This is a genomic window from Rouxiella aceris (assembly GCF_012933545.1).
GTDB lineage: Bacteria > Pseudomonadota > Gammaproteobacteria > Enterobacterales > Enterobacteriaceae > Rouxiella > Rouxiella aceris.
Genome location: NZ_JAADJU010000005.1, coordinates 26839 through 42831, shown reverse-complemented (window position 1 = coordinate 42831; position 15993 = coordinate 26839). Strand labels below are relative to the sequence as shown.

Genomic DNA, 15993 nt, shown 5'->3' with positions numbered 1-15993 from the left:
TTATATCCGGTAGATTTTAGGTTGCAGCAAGGCGCAAACCCATAAACCCCGGTCACTGAAAGCCTTCGGTGACCGGGATACCAAAGCCCACGCCGCTGCGGCTTAAAAGATATCGGCCAAGGTCTGCTTCGAGGAAGTTATGGCATATACCACCTTTTCACAACACAAAAACGACCAGTTGCTGGAGCCAATGTTCTTTGGCCAGTGCGTCAACGTGGCGCGTTTTGACCAACAAAAACACGAAATATTCGAAAAGCTGATTGAGAAACAACTCTCCTTCTTCTGGCGTCCGGAAGAGGTCGACGTGGCCCGCGATCGCATCGACTTTCAGGGCTTGCCAGAACATGAAAAGCATATTTTTCTCAGTAATCTGAAATACCAGACGCTGCTTGATTCCATTCAGGGTCGCAGCCCCAATGTAGCCCTGTTGCCGCTGATCTCCATTCCTGAACTGGAAACCTGGGTAGAGACCTGGGCGTTTTCTGAAACCATTCATTCACGCTCATACACTCATATCATTCGTAATATCGTTAACGATCCGGCGTTGGTTTTTGACGATATCGTCACCAATGAAGAGATCCTCAAGCGTGCCAAGGATATCTCCGGTTATTACGACTCGCTGATTGAGATGACCAGCTACTATCATCTGCTCGGGGTCGGCACTCATCAGGTCAATGGCAAAACCATTGTCGTGGACATGCATGAGCTGAAGAAAAAGCTCTATCTGTGTCTGATGAGCGTTAATGCGCTGGAAGCGGTACGTTTCTATGTCAGCTTTGCCTGTTCCTTTGCCTTTGCCGAACGTGAGCTGATGGAAGGTAATGCGAAAATCATCAAACTGATTGCCCGCGATGAAGCGCTGCATCTGACCGGCACTCAGCATGCGCTGAATCTGCTGCGTTCCGGCAGTGACGATCCGGAAATGGCCGAGATTGCCAAAGAGTGCGAGCAGGAGTGTTATGACCTGTTTGTGCTGGCGGCACAGCAGGAAAAAGAGTGGGCCGAATATCTGTTCCGCGACGGTTCGATGATTGGTCTCAACAAAGATATTCTTTGCCAATATATCGAATACATCACCAATATCCGCATGCAGGCGGTGGGTTTGAGCGCACCGTTCCAGACCCGTACCAACCCCATTCCGTGGATCAATGCCTGGCTGGTGTCAGACAATGTGCAGGTTGCGCCGCAGGAAGTGGAAGTCAGTTCCTATCTGGTCGGTCAAATCGATTCAGAAATGAACGCTGACGATCTGAGTGACTTTGAGTTTTAATTTATGAGTCGGTCTACCATCAGCTTGCAAAACAGCGGTCAACAACTCGTCTGCCAGGGCGAGCATGCCAATCTGCTGGAAGTGTTTGAACAGCACCAAGTGGCGGTTGAATATCAGTGTCGTGAAGGCTTTTGCGGTTCTTGCCGTATGCGGCTGGTAAAAGGGAAAGTCGCCTATCGGCAGCAGCCGTTGGCGTTTATTCAGGATGGCGATATTTTGCCATGTTGTTGTTTGCCGGTGGGGGATATAGAGTTGGCGCTCTAAAACTCAGTTTGGGTTTAAATGGCAATTTCTTGATTTTAAAGTCAATTTTCTACTTAAATGGCAATTTATGGCTTAAAGTCAATTAACTCCGAGGAGCTGTTTCGGTTTTATAATAGCGGTGGCAGCTTAACCCGCTGTGCCGAACCGAGTTAAGGAGCGCTGGCCCGCTCCTTAACAATCCTGGGCCTTTTGGTGTTGTTGATGCGTCTGCTGCCTATTACCGGCTATGTTTCAGTCACTCCGTGTGTGGCACGAGCCGCGCTGCTCCGCAGTCCCCTTGCTCGGTCGGGAGCCAAAAACGTCTCCCTCCGCTTCGCGCGGCGCCGTCTCTGAATGTGCCAGTCAGCATGTCTTAAATGGCAATTTTGGTTTTAAAGGCCATTGGCTTTAGCAGAATTGTTTCAGTTTGGGCTTAAATGGCAATTTATGGCTTAAAGTCAATTAACTCCGAGGAGCTGTTTCGGTTTTATCATTGCAATGGCAACTTAACCCACTGTGCCGAACCGAGTTAAGGAGCGCTGGCCCGCTCCTTAACAATCCTTGGCCTTTTGGTGTCTTTGATACGTCTGCTGCCTATTACCGGCTATGTTTCAGTCACTCCCAGCGTGGCACGAGCCGCGCTGCTGCGCAGTCCCCTTGCTCGGTCGGGAGCCAAAAACGTCTCCCTCCTCTTCGCGCGGCGCCGTCTCTGAATGTGCCAGTAAGCTATATACGCCGTGCCGTTTCAGCCGCAAACTTTTTGTCTTTTTGCCTTTTTGCCTTTTGCAGTTGACCTTCAATGTTGCCGGTTTTTCAGTAAATGCCGCTTGGCCGATTCAAAACCTACGCTGAACGACGTGGAGCGAGACGCTTTTGGCTCGCGACCGAGTGAAGGGACCGCGCAGCGGCGTGGTTTAGGCCACACGCAGAAGTCACTGGAAAGAACTCGAACCGAGGGCACGACACTTATCAATTTGGACAAGGCGCAGGATTCCAAAGGAGGCGCGCCTTCGCCTCCTTTGGGCGGTCTGGGCCGCCGCCCAGTGAGCGTAGCGAATGCCCTTGACCTTGACCTTGACCTTGACCTTGACCTTGACCTTGACCTTGAAGTTGACCTAGAAGTTGAAGTTGACCTTGAAGTTGACTTTAAAAAAGAAAAATTGCCATTTAAGCCAAAATCTATATTTTTTCCAATACCGTAAGCCACGGATAATCCGCCACCACCGGCCAGACATTCAAATAGCGCCGCAACATATCCATTGCCACCATCGCGATCGTCTCCTGGCGCAGCTCATGACTGTGTCGACTTACCGTGTACTGGATAGTCATCCCACGGGTGCCTGCCGGCGTGTGCAAAGCAAGACTGAGACGATCTTCGTCCAGACCACCGGTCACCAACGCCAACTGCGCACCGGTGCGCTCGGCCAGCATTTGCGCCCGAGCCAACTGCGCCGACAGCGAATTGTCCTGGGTATTCGCCGCCAGCAACTCGCCGCCGACCAAAGGGACACCGGCATTTTGCAAACGCCAGTTAAGCAAACCACCGGTGAAATATTCACCGATCGCCAAATGCAGATTTTGCTGCAATAACCGCTCCGCCAGCCGTGCCGGTAAACCACCAAAACCTTCAAAAATCGTGCTCTCGCCCGCCACTTCGCGAACCCGTTCCCAGGCCTGATGCATCAAGGCTTGCTGGCTACGTGGCCCGGTCAGCTTTAACTCGATAATCGGCGAAGAAGAACGATAGCCCATCACCACCCCTTCCGACAGCGGCAGCCCCTCAAGCTGCGTCGCCAAATCGCTTTCAGAACGACCAAAGGTGGTCAAACGCAGGCAAAGCGGCGCTTCCAGCCCAGGATGGGCGCGATGCAAACGGGGAACGATCTGCTGTTCTACCATCACTTTAAATTCAGAAGGTACGCCAGGGGTAAAGAACAACTGGCAACGGTTGAACTTGAGGGTAAAACCGCAGGCGGTGCCCACCGGATTATCGAGGATCTCGGCATTGGCAGGAATTTGCGCCTGCTTACGGTTGGATGCAGCCATCGGTTTGCCACGCTCGGCAAAAAATGCCTCCATGGTGGCGATCCAGCCGGCATCTTCAATCAATTCGACACCGCAGGCAGTGGCCACCGCCAACGCACTGAGATCGTCGCTGGTCGGTCCCAGACCGCCGTTGACGATCAGGACATCGGCAATATGGCTGCGTTCAGTCATCACCGTCACCAAATCCTCCAGACTATCACCCACAGTCTGACGGCTGGTCATCGGCAACCCCTGATCAAACAGGTAACTGGCCAGCCAGGCAGCATTCGAATCGACGATTTGTCCGTGCAGCACTTCCTCGCCGGTACTCAGCATCTCAACCCTAAGCATGGTTTTCTCCTTCCTTTAACTAAAGATCAGGCTAGAAATTGACGGCACCACCGACATAAACACCATCGGCAATAGTGTTATCGCGATTGCTGTCTTTACCTTCCAGCGCCTGATAGCGATAACCGACATCAACGCTGATTAGGCGGATTGGCGTAATGCGAATACCGGCGTTGGCTTCTTTGTAATTGTTAATGCCGCTGGAAAGGGAATCGGGGGCGTAATAGCCTTCACCATACAAGCTGACATAACGACCCAGCGGCAATTGCAGCCCGCCACCGAGAGGCACGGCATAGCCATCACTGCCATTTTTCGGGCTGGTGTACAGCGCTTTACCACCGACGGTGGCCATAAAGGGTCCCAGTGGGATGTTGTATCCCAGACCCAACCCGGCAACGTCGCCATCGTTATCACTGTGCGCCCAGCTACCGGTCAGCGCCAGACCCGATGTCGTCGTGCCCATACCAAAACCAAGATTGGTGTAGTGTTGACCAATTTCCGCGTTCACGCCAATGGCATGGGCAGAAAGGGTGGTCATCATCAGTGCAGCGGTGGAGCAAGCAACCAGATACTTTTTCATCTTTTGTCCTGAATAATCATAAAACTATAGGGGGTGTCTCTGTTAAGCAGTCTAAAGCAATTTTATAGCGGAGTAATCAGCAGCAAAGGGGAAAATTGATTTTCATTGTGACAGGCGTGAGTGATGGGCAGATGACGGCGATGCGAAACCCCACCCAGCCTGTTGTCCCGGCGATACTCAGTCAACAAAGGCGGATGGGGAGAGTTTAGCTATTCTGCGGTTTTCATCATGCTCTGCTGGTAGGCACGCTGACGCCTGATCCACGGCAACAGCACAATGGCCACCAGGCCACAGACAGCCGAAAAGGAGAGCCATACGCCCGGCATCGCCTTATTGCCGGTGATATGGATCAGATAACTTGAGATGGCGGGAGTAAAACCACCAAAAATGGCGGTTGCCAGACTGTAGGCCATGGAAAATCCGGTGGCGCGGACCTCGGCAGGCATCACTTCCGTCAAGGCTACCACCATCGCGGCATTATAACTGGCATACAAAAAAGAGAGCCAAAGCTCGACCTCCAACAGACGGGCAAAGCTCGGCGAGCCGACCAGCCAATTCAGTGTCGGATAAGAGGTCAACAAGATCAGCGTACTAAAGATCAGCAACAGCGGACGACGCCCTACTTTGTCCGATACCGCCCCCATAATGGGTAACCAGATCAGATTGGACAACCCCACACAGAGCGTGACCACAAAACTCTGTTGTTCAGAGAGTAGCAGCACGGTTTTGCCAAAGGTCGGAGTAAATGCGGTGATCATGTAAAAAGAGACGGTGGTGGTCACCACCATCAGCATGCCCACCAGCACAATGGGCCAGTTGCTGGCCACCGAACGGGCAATTTCGCCCATTGCCGGATGGTGGCGGCGACGCTGGAAGTCATCGGTCTCTTCCATCATGCGGCGGATCCAAAACAGAAAGGGCACAATCAGGCAGCCAATAACAAAGGGAATGCGCCAACCCCATTCGCTCATCATCTCGTTGCCCAACAGATGATTAAGCAGCACCCCCAGCAGCGCGGCAAACACCACCGCAACCTGTTGACTGGCCGACTGCCAACTGACGTAAAAACCTTTTTTACCCTTGGGCGCAATCTCCGATAAATAGACCGATACCCCACCCAGTTCAACACCCGCGGAAAAACCTTGCAGTAAACGACCCAGCAGGATCAGTATCGGTGCCATCACGCCAATGCTGTGATAACCGGGCACACAGGCAATGGTCAAGGTACCGATCGCCATCAGCCCGAGGGTGATCAACAACCCTTTGCGGCGGCCATGATGATCAATATAGGCACCGAGAACCATGGCACCCAGCGGACGCATTAAAAAACCGGCACCAAAGGTCATCAGCGTCAGCATCAGGGAAGCAAAAGGATTACTTTCGGGGAAAAAAGTGTGGGCAATGGCGCTGGCGTAATAGCCAAACACCATAAAGTCATACATTTCTAAGAAGTTGCCGCTGGCAACACGAAAGATATTGGCGGCTGTACCCTGCCTGTTAGCACCCGAAGTGCCTTGAATAGCTGACATAATGTTAACTCCTGATTTTTTGTTATCAGTCAGTTAACAATTGTTTGCAATTTTCCAATGTGATGTTGTGCACATTTTAGCCGTCAGACATTTTATTTTAGGGTAACACAATGTAAACCAAGCTATTGCAGACGCAGTTGTTGCTCGGCCCACTGTTGTACTTCGCGGCGCGAGATTTTGATACCACCGTTTTTTAACTGTTCCGGCAACTGCAACACCGCCACCGGGCGTTGAAAGTTAATTAACTTATCTTCGACCCAAGCCAGTAATGTCTGAAGCGACACCACGCCCTCACTGTCAATCACTGCTACCGGCCGCTGCCCGTACTGAGCATCATCAATGGGCACAATAAACACCAGATTAATTTGCGCATGCCCCAGCAATATACGCTCGACGTCCTCAGGCTGGATCCCCTCACCGCCGCTGAAAAACAGATTATCCAGTCGACCTGCTACACAAAGTTCCCCCTGCTGCCAGCGGCCACGGTCGCGAGTATGAAACCAGCCATCGACGTCTGTAAGCGGCAAAATACCGTCGCTCCACCAGTAACCAAGCGCCAGTGAATCAGCACGCACCAGGATCTCTTCATCAACAATGCGCACTTCGCGCCCGGGCAGCGGCTGACCGACACCAGGACGACCATCGGCGCGTTTAGCACAAACGGTGGAGGCCAGCTCAGTCAGACCATAGCCACACCAGCAGCGAACGCCCGCCTGCTCTGCCCGCTCGGTCAGCGCCAACGGGATCTCCGCGCCCCCCAGCAACACATCGTGCAGGCTCGACGGAAGCTGTTGCTGTTCCAGCAAACGCCATAACTGGGTCGGTACCAACGAAGCATGACTGCATCCCTGCAGCGCCTGAGCCAGGGGTTGTTCCTCCCCCAATACCAGGGTTGCCCCGGCAAATAACCAGCGCCAGACGATGCCCTGACCTGAAACATGATACAGCGGTAAAGAGAGTAGCCAGCTATCTTGCCGACTAAAGGGCAGTAATGCCAGCACCCCTTCAGCGCTGGCCAAGTGGGCAGCCAGCGGGTGAACAGCGGCCTTCGGCAGACCACTGGAGCCAGAGGTCAGCGTCAGGGTTGCCGCTCTTGACGGCTGCCAGGCAGCAAACTGCCAGTGACGATGGCACGATGGCCATGGATGGGAAATACTGACGCCCGGTTTTTCCTCCACCGCGGCGACGTCTTCGGTTAAATCAATTTTATGGCTAATATCCAGGCGTGGCAGCAGTTGTTGCAGCAGAGCGGCAGGCAACTGGGGATTAAGCGGCAAACAGCGCGCAGCAATTTGCAGCAAGCCGAGATAGGAGAGCAGCAGGCGAAAACTGTTTTTGCCGCGCAGCATCACGCCATCACCGGCATGGACGCCCATACGTACAAACTCGGCGGACTTTTGGTCGATAAGCTCCGCCAACTGAGCCCAACTCAGGCGGGTGTCGTCAATGCGCAGCGCCAGGTCATCCGGCGCGCGCTGCCGCCAATAATGCCAGGGCCAGTCATTTAACGCTGCCATATCACTTCCAGCTTTTCTGCGTCAATTAATGGTAAATGGCTGCCTGCCCAGGGACGCACCAACTGGGCCGACATCAGATCCAGCGTATCCAGCCCTGGAATCGATTCCGGGGACAACCAGGCCGAAAGACGAGCCAATTGCGTCAGGCCAAGACTCGACTCGATACTGGAGCTAAATACCACCTGCAGACCTTCCCGTTGCGCTTCAAGTACCCGCTGCTGACACTCCTGAATACTGCCGATCAGCGTCGGTTTGATCACAATGGCGACCACTCCCGGCTGCGCCTGCGCGACAAAACCGGCTTCACGGGTGCTCTCATCCCAGGCAATGGCAATACCGCTCGCTTCGGCAAACTCCAGCGAATGCTGACGGGTGTTGCACGGCTCCTCGATAAAGCGGATGCGGGCACGCTGTTCCGGGGTCAGATAACTGGCAAAGGCCGCCGCCTTGCTACAGCTCCAGCTGCGATTGGCATCCAGACGCAGGGTCAGTTCCGGGATCGATTCCAGCAACAGGCTAACGTTTAAGCCATCACGTACTGCTTCATACAGGCCGACTTTAATTTTGCCCAATTTCTCGCCGGGCTGCTGATGTAACTGCATGAGTATTTCATCGGGATCGCCATGGCACAATACTGCGCAGCGCTGATCCCCGGCCTCAGGCAGGGTACCGGCGATTTCGGCCAAAGCACAGCTGACACCAAAGGCAACAGAGGGCAGACGGCTTTCGGGGATATTTTCCCCCCGCTGCCACTCATCGAGCCATGGCAGCAGTGCCTGTTGCGCCTGCTCCAGAGATTCAAAACTAAAGCCGGGCAGCGGCGCGACTTCGCCCCACCCTTGCCTGTCGCCCTCACTGAGTTCAATCAGTAAACCGTCACGGGTTTTCAGGCGTTGATTACGCAATACCACGCCAGCCTCCATCGGCAGGCAATAACGATAGACTTTAGCTCGGCGCATCAGGGATTCCGTTTAAATTTACTGAAATCAGGCTGGCGTTTTTCATTAAATGCGTTGCGCCCTTCCTGACCTTCTTCGGTCATATAGAACAGCATGGTGGCATTACCGGCCAGTTCCTGCAATCCGGCCTGACCGTCACAGTCAGCGTTCAGCGCAGCTTTCAGACAGCGTAAAGCCATCGGGCTGTTTTGCAGTATTTCACGACACCAGCGAATGGTCTCTTTTTCCAGATCGGCCAGCGGCACCACGGTATTAACCAGTCCCATATCCAGCGCGGCCTGGGCATCGTACTGACGGCACAGGAACCAGATTTCACGGGCTTTTTTCTGCCCGACAATGCGCGCCATATAGGACGAGCCCCATCCGCCGTCAAAGGAGCCGACCTTGGGTCCGGTCTGACCAAAGATGGCATTATCGGCAGCCAGCGTTAAATCACACATCATATGCAGCACATGGCCACCGCCGATGGCATAACCGGCCACCATAGCCACCACAGGTTTGGGGCAGGTGCGGATTTGGCGCTGAAAATCGAGCACATTCAGATGGTGAACGCCGCTGTCATCCTGATAGCCGCCGTAATCACCGCGCACTTTCTGATCGCCGCCCGAACAAAAGGCTTTATCACCCTCACCGGTCAGGATAATGACGCCAATACTGTCATCATAGCGCGCATCTTCCATGGCGCGGATCATCTCCTTCACCGTTAAGGGACGAAACGCATTACGCACCTGCGGGCGATTGATGGTGATTTTCGCGATGCCTTCAGCTGACTTGTGATAACGAATATCCTCAAAATCAGCACTGCAATCTTGCCAGTCTATCGGCACATAAAACTGTTGTTCGTCGAACTGTCTCATCCATCGTCTCCTGCGGACTGGGTTAAGCAATAAAATCGAGTAGCTGGCGGGCAAACGCAGCGGGCTGCGCCCGATGAGCATTATGACCGGCATCGGCTACGCTAAAAATGGGCAGTTGGCTTTCTGCGGCCAACGACTGGAACTTGTGATCCTGGCTACCACAGAGCCAGGCATAGGGCAGTGTCAATTCACGCAGTCTGGGGCGAAAATCCGCCTGCACCGCCAACGACGTGGCGTTATAGATGGCCCCCAGACTCTCCGGCCGATTATGCATACGCAGCGCAACAAGCTGCTGACGTTCGGCAGCAGACAGCGAGGCAAAAATCGGTTGCTGATACCACAGTTGCAAAAAACTTGGCAGCGGCAACTGGCGCAGTTTGTCACTCCAGCAAGCGTCATGATACTGCCGTGCCTGACGCGCTTCCACAGATTGCAGACCGGGATGTCCACCTTCCACCAGCAAGCCTTGCAAGCCAGGGGTTTCGCCAAAGCAGGCATGATAAAGGCTGATACGCCCGCCAAGGGAATAACCCACCAGCCAATAGCGGTCGATATTTTGCGTGCGCAAGGTGTCACTAAGGTGCTGGCTGACGTCGGCAAAGCCTGCGGCGGTCACCGATGCCGAGGCACCATGCCCAGGCAGATCCACCAGCAGACAGCGCCAGCCATGAAGATAAGGCAACAGAGGCTGCCAGTCGTCGCCACTGCCTAAAAAGCCGTGGATAAGTACCAGCCAGGGCCGTTGCGGATCCTCTGTGCCCTGCTCAATACGTTGGCAAGCCAGCTTCATAATGCCCCGACTTGCTGAACCAATTGTCTCAGTGCTTCGGCCCCAGCGGTTTCTGCGACCTTTAACTCCACCAGCGTGACGCCGCCGTGCTGCCAGGCCTGGGTAACCTGTTGATACAGTGACGCCCAGTCCTGCGGCTGGCGATAGTGCAAGCCAAACATCGCGGCGGCATGACTGAAATCCACCTGCTGCGGCATGCAGTAGAAACGCTCACGCTCGGCTATCGGCGTCGGTAACAGTGAGAAAATTTGCCCGCCATTATTATTAACGACCAGAATGACCACCGGAGCAGAACTTTGACGCAGCAGCGCCAGCGAGTTGAGATCATAGAGTGCGGAGAGGTCGCCAAGCAGGATTAGCGTAGGTTTGCAGGTGGCGCGCTCTACCCCCGCAGCAGTGGAAATCAGCCCATCAATGCCGCTGGCACCACGATTGGCAAACACCGGGTAGCCGATGGGCAGTTGAGCAAAGGCATCCACCAGCCGCACCACCAGGCTGTTACCTAAAAAAAGCTGACCATGGGGAGGCAGTAATGCCGACATGCGGCTGGCGACCTGGGCTTCGCCAAACTCGTTGGCCAGTCGCTGTTCAATGCAGGTATGGGCGGCGGATGACAGCTCGGTCAATAGTTGCGCCCATGGCTTACCGGGCAAGGCAGGGTGTTGCCTGAGCCATTCGCCGACCGCAGTGGCAATACGCCGACCACGGTGCTGTGCCGGATCCAGGCGTCCAGGGCGGTCTTCAATCAGCCAGTACTCTTGCGGGCGGCAAGCGTTCTGCCACTGCAACAGCCGTTTGCTGGTCAGATGGCTGCCAAACTGAATCACCAGTTCGCTCCGCTGTAATATCGCCTGTGCTTTGGGGTTGCCGAGCCAGAGATCGGCATAGGCCAATGGTTGACCGGTTTGCGACTGCGCGTCGGCAATCAGCGGCCAGCCGAGGATCGCCGCCCACTGGGCAACCTGCTGCCCTTCTGCGGCCGAAAGACGGCCACAGACCACCACGCCGCGCTTCTGGCTCCATTGATTCCAGTCCCGCTGACTTTCCGAAAAGCGCGACTGCGGCTGCTGAAGCCAGGGCTGGCTTTCCTGCCACCAGTCGCCCAAGGCCTCGGACCACGCCTGTTCTTCGTTATCCCATTCGCCATAAAGCGGTTCAGCAAAGGGACAGTTAATATGTACCGTGCCCTGTAACTGCAGAGCCACCGCATTATCTACCGCCGAGACCAGCCAACGGGCTTCAATCGCCGGGGTTGGTCGGGGAAGATTAAGGGATTGTGTTACATGACTGGCAAACAGTCCCGGCTGGGTAATCGCCTGATTGGCACCACAGTCGATCATCTCCTGCGGGCGGTCGGCAGTCAGCATAATCAGCCGTTCGCCGGTCAGCCCGGACTCGATCACCGCCGGATAGAGGTTGGCAGCTGCCGTTCCCGAGGTAACAATTACGGCGACGCGCTCACCGCTGCCCTTGGCCAGACCCAGCGCCAAATGGCCGAGACCGCGTTCATCAAAATGGGTATGGCAAATAAACTTTGCATTAGCGGCTGCAGCCAGCGTCAGCGGCGTTGAACGTGAACCCGGGGCAATGCAAATATGGCGCACGCCGTGCCTCGTCAGGGCCTCAAGGATCACGCTGGCCCAACGATGGTTAAAAGTATTCACCGACATCGCCTGACTTACCTCTTATTCTTGTGAAACAACGGGCGTAACTTGCCCACTCAACAAGGTTCGCAAACCAGCCGCCTTATTCTCTAACTCTTGCCACTCCTGATCGGGGTCAGAACCGGCCACAATACCGGCACCAGCAAACAGCTCCAGTCGGTCAGCGAGGATCCTCGCCGAACGTAACGCCACACAAAACTCACTTTGCCTGAGACTGAGGTAGCCGGCAGAACCCGCATACCACTGACGATTAAAAGGCTCGTGGTGCTTGATAAACACCTGGGCAAGATGGCGAGGCAAACCGGCCACGGCGGCCGTCGGCTGTAATCGTTGCAGGCAGTCCGCATCATCACCGCTAAGCAGATTGGCGCTAATTTTTCGCTGGATATGCTGCACGTTACGCAGTTGCATAACCTGTGCCGGTTTTACATCAAGCTCGTCGACCGCTCCCTGCAAACGTTGGCAGATATCATCTACCACCAGCAGATTCTCGTGCTGATTTTTTCCGTCATTCATCAACCACTGGGCACCGTCATTGACAATACGCGCATTCTCGCCGCTGACAACTGTTCCTGCCAGCGCTTCGGTACTCAAACGTTGTCCCTGGCGTAAAAACAGACGTTCCGGGCTGGCCCCCAAAAAAGACTCGCTGGGGCTAAAGGCCATCATAAAGTGATAACAATGATGATTCACGGCTTTACTGGCGGCCACCAGCGCCATCGGCTCGAGAGGCATATCCAGATGCAGGGTACTTTTGCGCGCCAGTACCACCTTTTGCAAGCTGCCCTCGTCAATTGCACTCAGTGCCTGCACCACCTGCTGCCGCCATTGATCTTGCTCGGGCAAATGCTCGCAGGAGAGTACACGGCTGGCAACCGCAGAAGGCGCAGCCGGGGTCGCTAACGCACGAATAAATGCCAGTGTGCGTACTACCTCCTGGCGTAGCGAAAAGGGACTGAAAATATTGACAATAACGCGGCAACGCCCCTGTTTAAGGCGCACTTCAATACGGGGCAGAAACAGGGCATTTTCAGGAAACAGGATCGCCTTCTGCGCCTGTTTTTGATAGGTAAAGGCGTTCAGACCCCAGATACTGATCTCGGGGAATTCGGCATATTCGTGGATAAACATCTGCGCAGCCAGCAAAGTTGAAAAGGCGTAGGCATCGCCGCATACCGCCACTTCTTGCTGACCGTCGCGATCCTGCCAGTAAAATTGGGGATAGCATGTCTGAGCCGCTAACCAGGCCACAGGTGAAGCGTCGCCCGGCTGATCAAGCTCAATAGAAAACTGCCGATAACCCGCAGAATCGGGGATATCTTGCGTAAGCAACTCGCTGATTTGCTGAAGTAAAATCGCTACCTGTTTTTCCACCACGGAATACTCTTCCTCACCACCAGAAAAATACCCTGCTGGATCAATAAATAGGTTAAACAGCTATTGTGGAATTATGCTTGGTAGAAAAATTATAAAATATGCGGCAGATCAAGCGGGATTAAGACGGTATCAGAGAAAGCACTTTTAACAATACAGAGACAACCAGGGTTGTCTCTGTACACCTCTTTTTTGTCAAATAAACAAACTACTTAGGCAAAAAGATCGCCGGTGTTTACCGACGTAAAAGCAGACCGAGGATCAGGCCGACGGTAGCACCCACGCCAACACCGTGCCATGGATTATCACGCACGTAGGTATCGGCCTGTTGGGCAACGTTGCGCGCCTTGGCGCAATAGGATTCGGCACTCGAACTCAAGCGAGACTGAACGTCACTGAGCGCCTGTTCGGCACGCTGTTTGATTTCGATGTACTTTTCATCAGCCTTGTCACCAGAAGATTTAAGCACTTCCTCGAGCGTTTCACTGAGCATTTTAAGATCGTCATCGAGGGTGGTTTGCTGTGGTTCAAATTGGTTAGCCATTCTGTTCTCCATATCTTGTGATTCAGCGAGTTATATCACCCGGTAGTGTTAACCCTAGCTTATATTCCGAGGCTGTGCTGAATGAATGGCGGCTGACTGCCCTGATAACCGGCTTTTAAGAACCTTCTGACCGAGAATGCGTAGTGCGGGCAATTTCGATGGCTTTACTCTGCTCGCGCAGCAGGTTGCGCAGCTGATGTTTTTGCATCAGCCATAAGCCACTTATCTTCATGGCATAGCCAAATAACAGTCCCAGCAACAGGGAAAGCAGCACCAGTTGCCAGTTACCCTGCGCAGCAAAGGTTGCCCCGGCCCCAATAAAGGTCCCCGGGATAAAGGCCAGCCACTGATATAACGATTGGATACACATCAGAAAAGCCACCGCGCCGGTCAACAGGTAGCCCATAAAACTCCAGCCTGGGGTTAATGCGTTGCCCAGCAAGATAACCTCTGCCCAGAATACCCCGGTGCAACAGGTTAAGGCGGTGATCGATAACCCACGCAATCCACTGATGGGAGAGGAAAAGCAAATGGCATAACCCAGGAATCCGGCCCAGCCAATCAGGCCAAAGGTGATAGCCAACCATCCCCATACTCCGGAAAGAATACCGGTCGTGAAAGCAATCATCAGTAAAGCATTCATTCCTGTGCGGACCCCAGTCGTAATAAGCGAATCTAAAGCATGAAGTTTACTCGGCATGTAATAAAATGAAATGTTTATAATCAAAATATTAATGAAATAAACTTTATTTAATCCAAATCCCCCTTTGATAGCGAAAAAAAAACCGCACCTCAACCGAGGCGCGGCTTATTACTTACTCATTACGTCGATTAGAACAGCGGTTGTGCCAGCTGCACCAGCGAAATCAGCGGTTGTGGGAAGATGCCCAGCACCAGTACCAAAATTGCCGAAATCAGCACCACCACACCACCGGCGGTCAACGCCCAGTTGTTTGGCGTATCACGTTGCAGCGTCTCAGGAGCGTGCAGGAACAAACTGACGGTCACGCGCAGATAGTAGTAAAGACCTATGGCACTGCCCACCACTACGGCACCGGTCAGCCACCACAAATGGGCGGTTACACCGGTCGCAATAACATAGAACTTGCCGATAAAGCCCAGGGTCATGGGAATACCGGCCAGTGACAGCATCATCACAGTCATCACCGCCGACAGGATCGGTTTATGCCAGAACAGTCCACGGTAAGAGAACAGCGACTCGGCGTCAGGACCGCTATACGGGCTGGACATCAGGCTGACCACACCAAAGGCTCCCAGGCTGCTAAACAGATAACCGGCGAGATAAACCCCCACGGTTTCCATCGACAACTGATGAGTCTGAACGGCAATCAGCGCAACCAGCAGGTAACCCAGGTGCGAGATGGAGGAATAACCCAGCAGGCGTTTGATATTACGCTGGCTGAGGGCCATCAGGTTACCGACCAGGATCGAACAGAAGGCAATGATACCAAGCACTACGCGGATTGCTTCACTGTCAGCTACCGGCGCATAGAGGAACAAGCGCATCACCACGGCGAAGATAGCAATCTTGCTGGCGGTGGCCAGAAAGGTTGATACCGGTGCCGGGGCGCCCTGATAGACGTCTGGCGTCCACAGATGGAAAGGAACCAGTGACAGCTTAAAGCCGAGACCGACAATCATCATCCCCAGGCCAGCCAGCAACAATGGCTGATGCAACATGGCGTCGCTCAGGTTTTTACCCAGGCCGCTAAAGGAGAGATCCCCTGACTGGGCATACAGCAGCGCCATACCAAACAGCAGGAAGGACGAGGCCGCCGCCGACAGCAGCATGTATTTGATACTGGCTTCCAGCGAACGTTTTTGCCGATAGGCGTAACCCACCAGACCAAACAATGGCAGCGAGATTAATTCAATCCCGAGGAACATGGCAGCCAGATGGTTGGCACAGGCCAGCAAAATGCCCCCCATGGCGGCAATCAATACCAGCAGATAGAACTCTTCGCGGTTATCGGGATAACCCGCCAGCCACGGATAGGCAAAAGTGCTGGTCGCCAGGCTCGCCAGTAACACCAACCCAATGTAGAACATTGAGTAGCCGTCAACGCGCAGTAAAGGGGTCACATCCTGTGGCCCGGCATGCCCGACAAAATAGAGCGAAAGCAGTGCCAGGTTGAGGCCAATGACTGTCAGTGTGGCATTCAGGAAATGGTCGCGTCGCCACGCTACGGACAGCATCACCACTACCACCGTCAATCCAACGATCAACAGCGGTAACAGTGCGATCAGATTTTGAGGAGTAAATGTCATGGCG

General features: G+C 54.0%; 15 protein-coding genes. 3 read left to right on the top strand and 12 right to left on the bottom strand.

Annotated elements, in window-relative coordinates:
- Positions 1 to 139 precede the first annotated feature (139 nt).
- The 3 genes from nrdB to GW590_RS10420 all read left to right on the top strand — a co-directional run bounded on the left by nrdB (position 140) and on the right by GW590_RS10420 (position 2715).
- The gene (nrdB, locus tag GW590_RS10430) at positions 140 to 1270 is read left to right on the top strand and encodes a class Ia ribonucleoside-diphosphate reductase subunit beta (RefSeq protein ID WP_169402995.1); all 1131 of its coding nucleotides are present in this window, start codon (positions 140 to 142) and stop codon (positions 1268 to 1270) included.
- 3 nt (positions 1271 to 1273) lie between these two features.
- Positions 1274 to 1534, top strand: a complete 261-nt coding sequence (gene yfaE, locus GW590_RS10425; RefSeq protein WP_169402994.1) for a class I ribonucleotide reductase maintenance protein YfaE — start codon at positions 1274 to 1276, stop codon at positions 1532 to 1534.
- An 806-nt stretch (positions 1535 to 2340) separates the two neighbouring features.
- On the top strand, positions 2341 to 2715 hold the full coding sequence (locus GW590_RS10420) for a hypothetical protein (protein ID WP_169402993.1): 375 nt from the start codon (positions 2341 to 2343) through the stop codon (positions 2713 to 2715).
- Here GW590_RS10420 and GW590_RS10415 read toward each other — a convergent pair.
- The 12 genes from GW590_RS10415 to nuoN form a co-directional block, all read right to left on the bottom strand.
- Positions 2693 to 3889, bottom strand: a complete 1197-nt coding sequence (locus tag GW590_RS10415; RefSeq protein WP_169402992.1) for a nicotinamide mononucleotide deamidase-related protein YfaY — start codon at positions 3887 to 3889, stop codon at positions 2693 to 2695. The genes GW590_RS10420 and GW590_RS10415 overlap by 23 nt on opposite strands.
- Before the next feature lie 31 nt (positions 3890 to 3920).
- Complete coding sequence (locus tag GW590_RS10410; protein WP_169402991.1) at positions 3921 to 4466, bottom strand: YfaZ family outer membrane protein; 546 nt, start codon at positions 4464 to 4466, stop codon at positions 3921 to 3923.
- 209 nt (positions 4467 to 4675) lie between these two features.
- Positions 4676 to 5995, bottom strand: a complete 1320-nt coding sequence (gene tcuC, locus GW590_RS10405; protein WP_169402990.1) for an MFS transporter — start codon at positions 5993 to 5995, stop codon at positions 4676 to 4678.
- Positions 5996 to 6117: 122 nt separating this feature from the next.
- A complete protein-coding gene (gene menE, locus GW590_RS10400; protein ID WP_169402989.1) occupies positions 6118 to 7512 on the bottom strand; it encodes an o-succinylbenzoate--CoA ligase in 1395 nt (464 codons plus the stop codon).
- Positions 7500 to 8471, bottom strand: a complete 972-nt coding sequence (menC, locus tag GW590_RS10395; protein ID WP_169402988.1) for an o-succinylbenzoate synthase — start codon at positions 8469 to 8471, stop codon at positions 7500 to 7502. The genes menE and menC overlap by 13 nt, the downstream gene beginning before the upstream one ends.
- On the bottom strand, positions 8471 to 9328 hold the full coding sequence (menB, locus tag GW590_RS10390) for a 1,4-dihydroxy-2-naphthoyl-CoA synthase (protein WP_169402987.1): 858 nt from the start codon (positions 9326 to 9328) through the stop codon (positions 8471 to 8473). The genes menC and menB overlap by 1 nt, the downstream gene beginning before the upstream one ends.
- A gap of 22 nt (positions 9329 to 9350) precedes the next feature.
- Positions 9351 to 10118, bottom strand: a complete 768-nt coding sequence (gene menH / locus GW590_RS10385; RefSeq protein WP_169402986.1) for a 2-succinyl-6-hydroxy-2,4-cyclohexadiene-1-carboxylate synthase — start codon at positions 10116 to 10118, stop codon at positions 9351 to 9353.
- The gene (menD, locus tag GW590_RS10380; protein ID WP_169402985.1) at positions 10115 to 11788 is read right to left on the bottom strand and encodes a 2-succinyl-5-enolpyruvyl-6-hydroxy-3-cyclohexene-1-carboxylic-acid synthase; all 1674 of its coding nucleotides are present in this window, start codon (positions 11786 to 11788) and stop codon (positions 10115 to 10117) included. Before menD ends, menH begins: the two co-directional genes overlap by 4 nt.
- A gap of 15 nt (positions 11789 to 11803) precedes the next feature.
- Positions 11804 to 13159, bottom strand: coding sequence for an isochorismate synthase MenF (gene menF / locus GW590_RS10375; protein ID WP_169402984.1), 1356 nt, complete (start codon positions 13157 to 13159; stop codon positions 11804 to 11806).
- A 232-nt stretch (positions 13160 to 13391) separates the two neighbouring features.
- Positions 13392 to 13700: a stress response protein ElaB gene (elaB, locus tag GW590_RS10370; protein ID WP_169402983.1), complete on the bottom strand. Its 309-nt coding sequence runs from the start codon at positions 13698 to 13700 to the stop codon at positions 13392 to 13394.
- Between the two features lie 115 nt (positions 13701 to 13815).
- Complete coding sequence (locus tag GW590_RS10365) at positions 13816 to 14343, bottom strand: DUF1097 domain-containing protein (RefSeq protein ID WP_169402982.1); 528 nt, start codon at positions 14341 to 14343, stop codon at positions 13816 to 13818.
- Between the two features lie 188 nt (positions 14344 to 14531).
- The gene (nuoN, locus tag GW590_RS10360; protein WP_169402981.1) at positions 14532 to 15989 is read right to left on the bottom strand and encodes an NADH-quinone oxidoreductase subunit NuoN; all 1458 of its coding nucleotides are present in this window, start codon (positions 15987 to 15989) and stop codon (positions 14532 to 14534) included.
- Between the last annotated feature and the right edge of the window lie 4 nt (positions 15990 to 15993).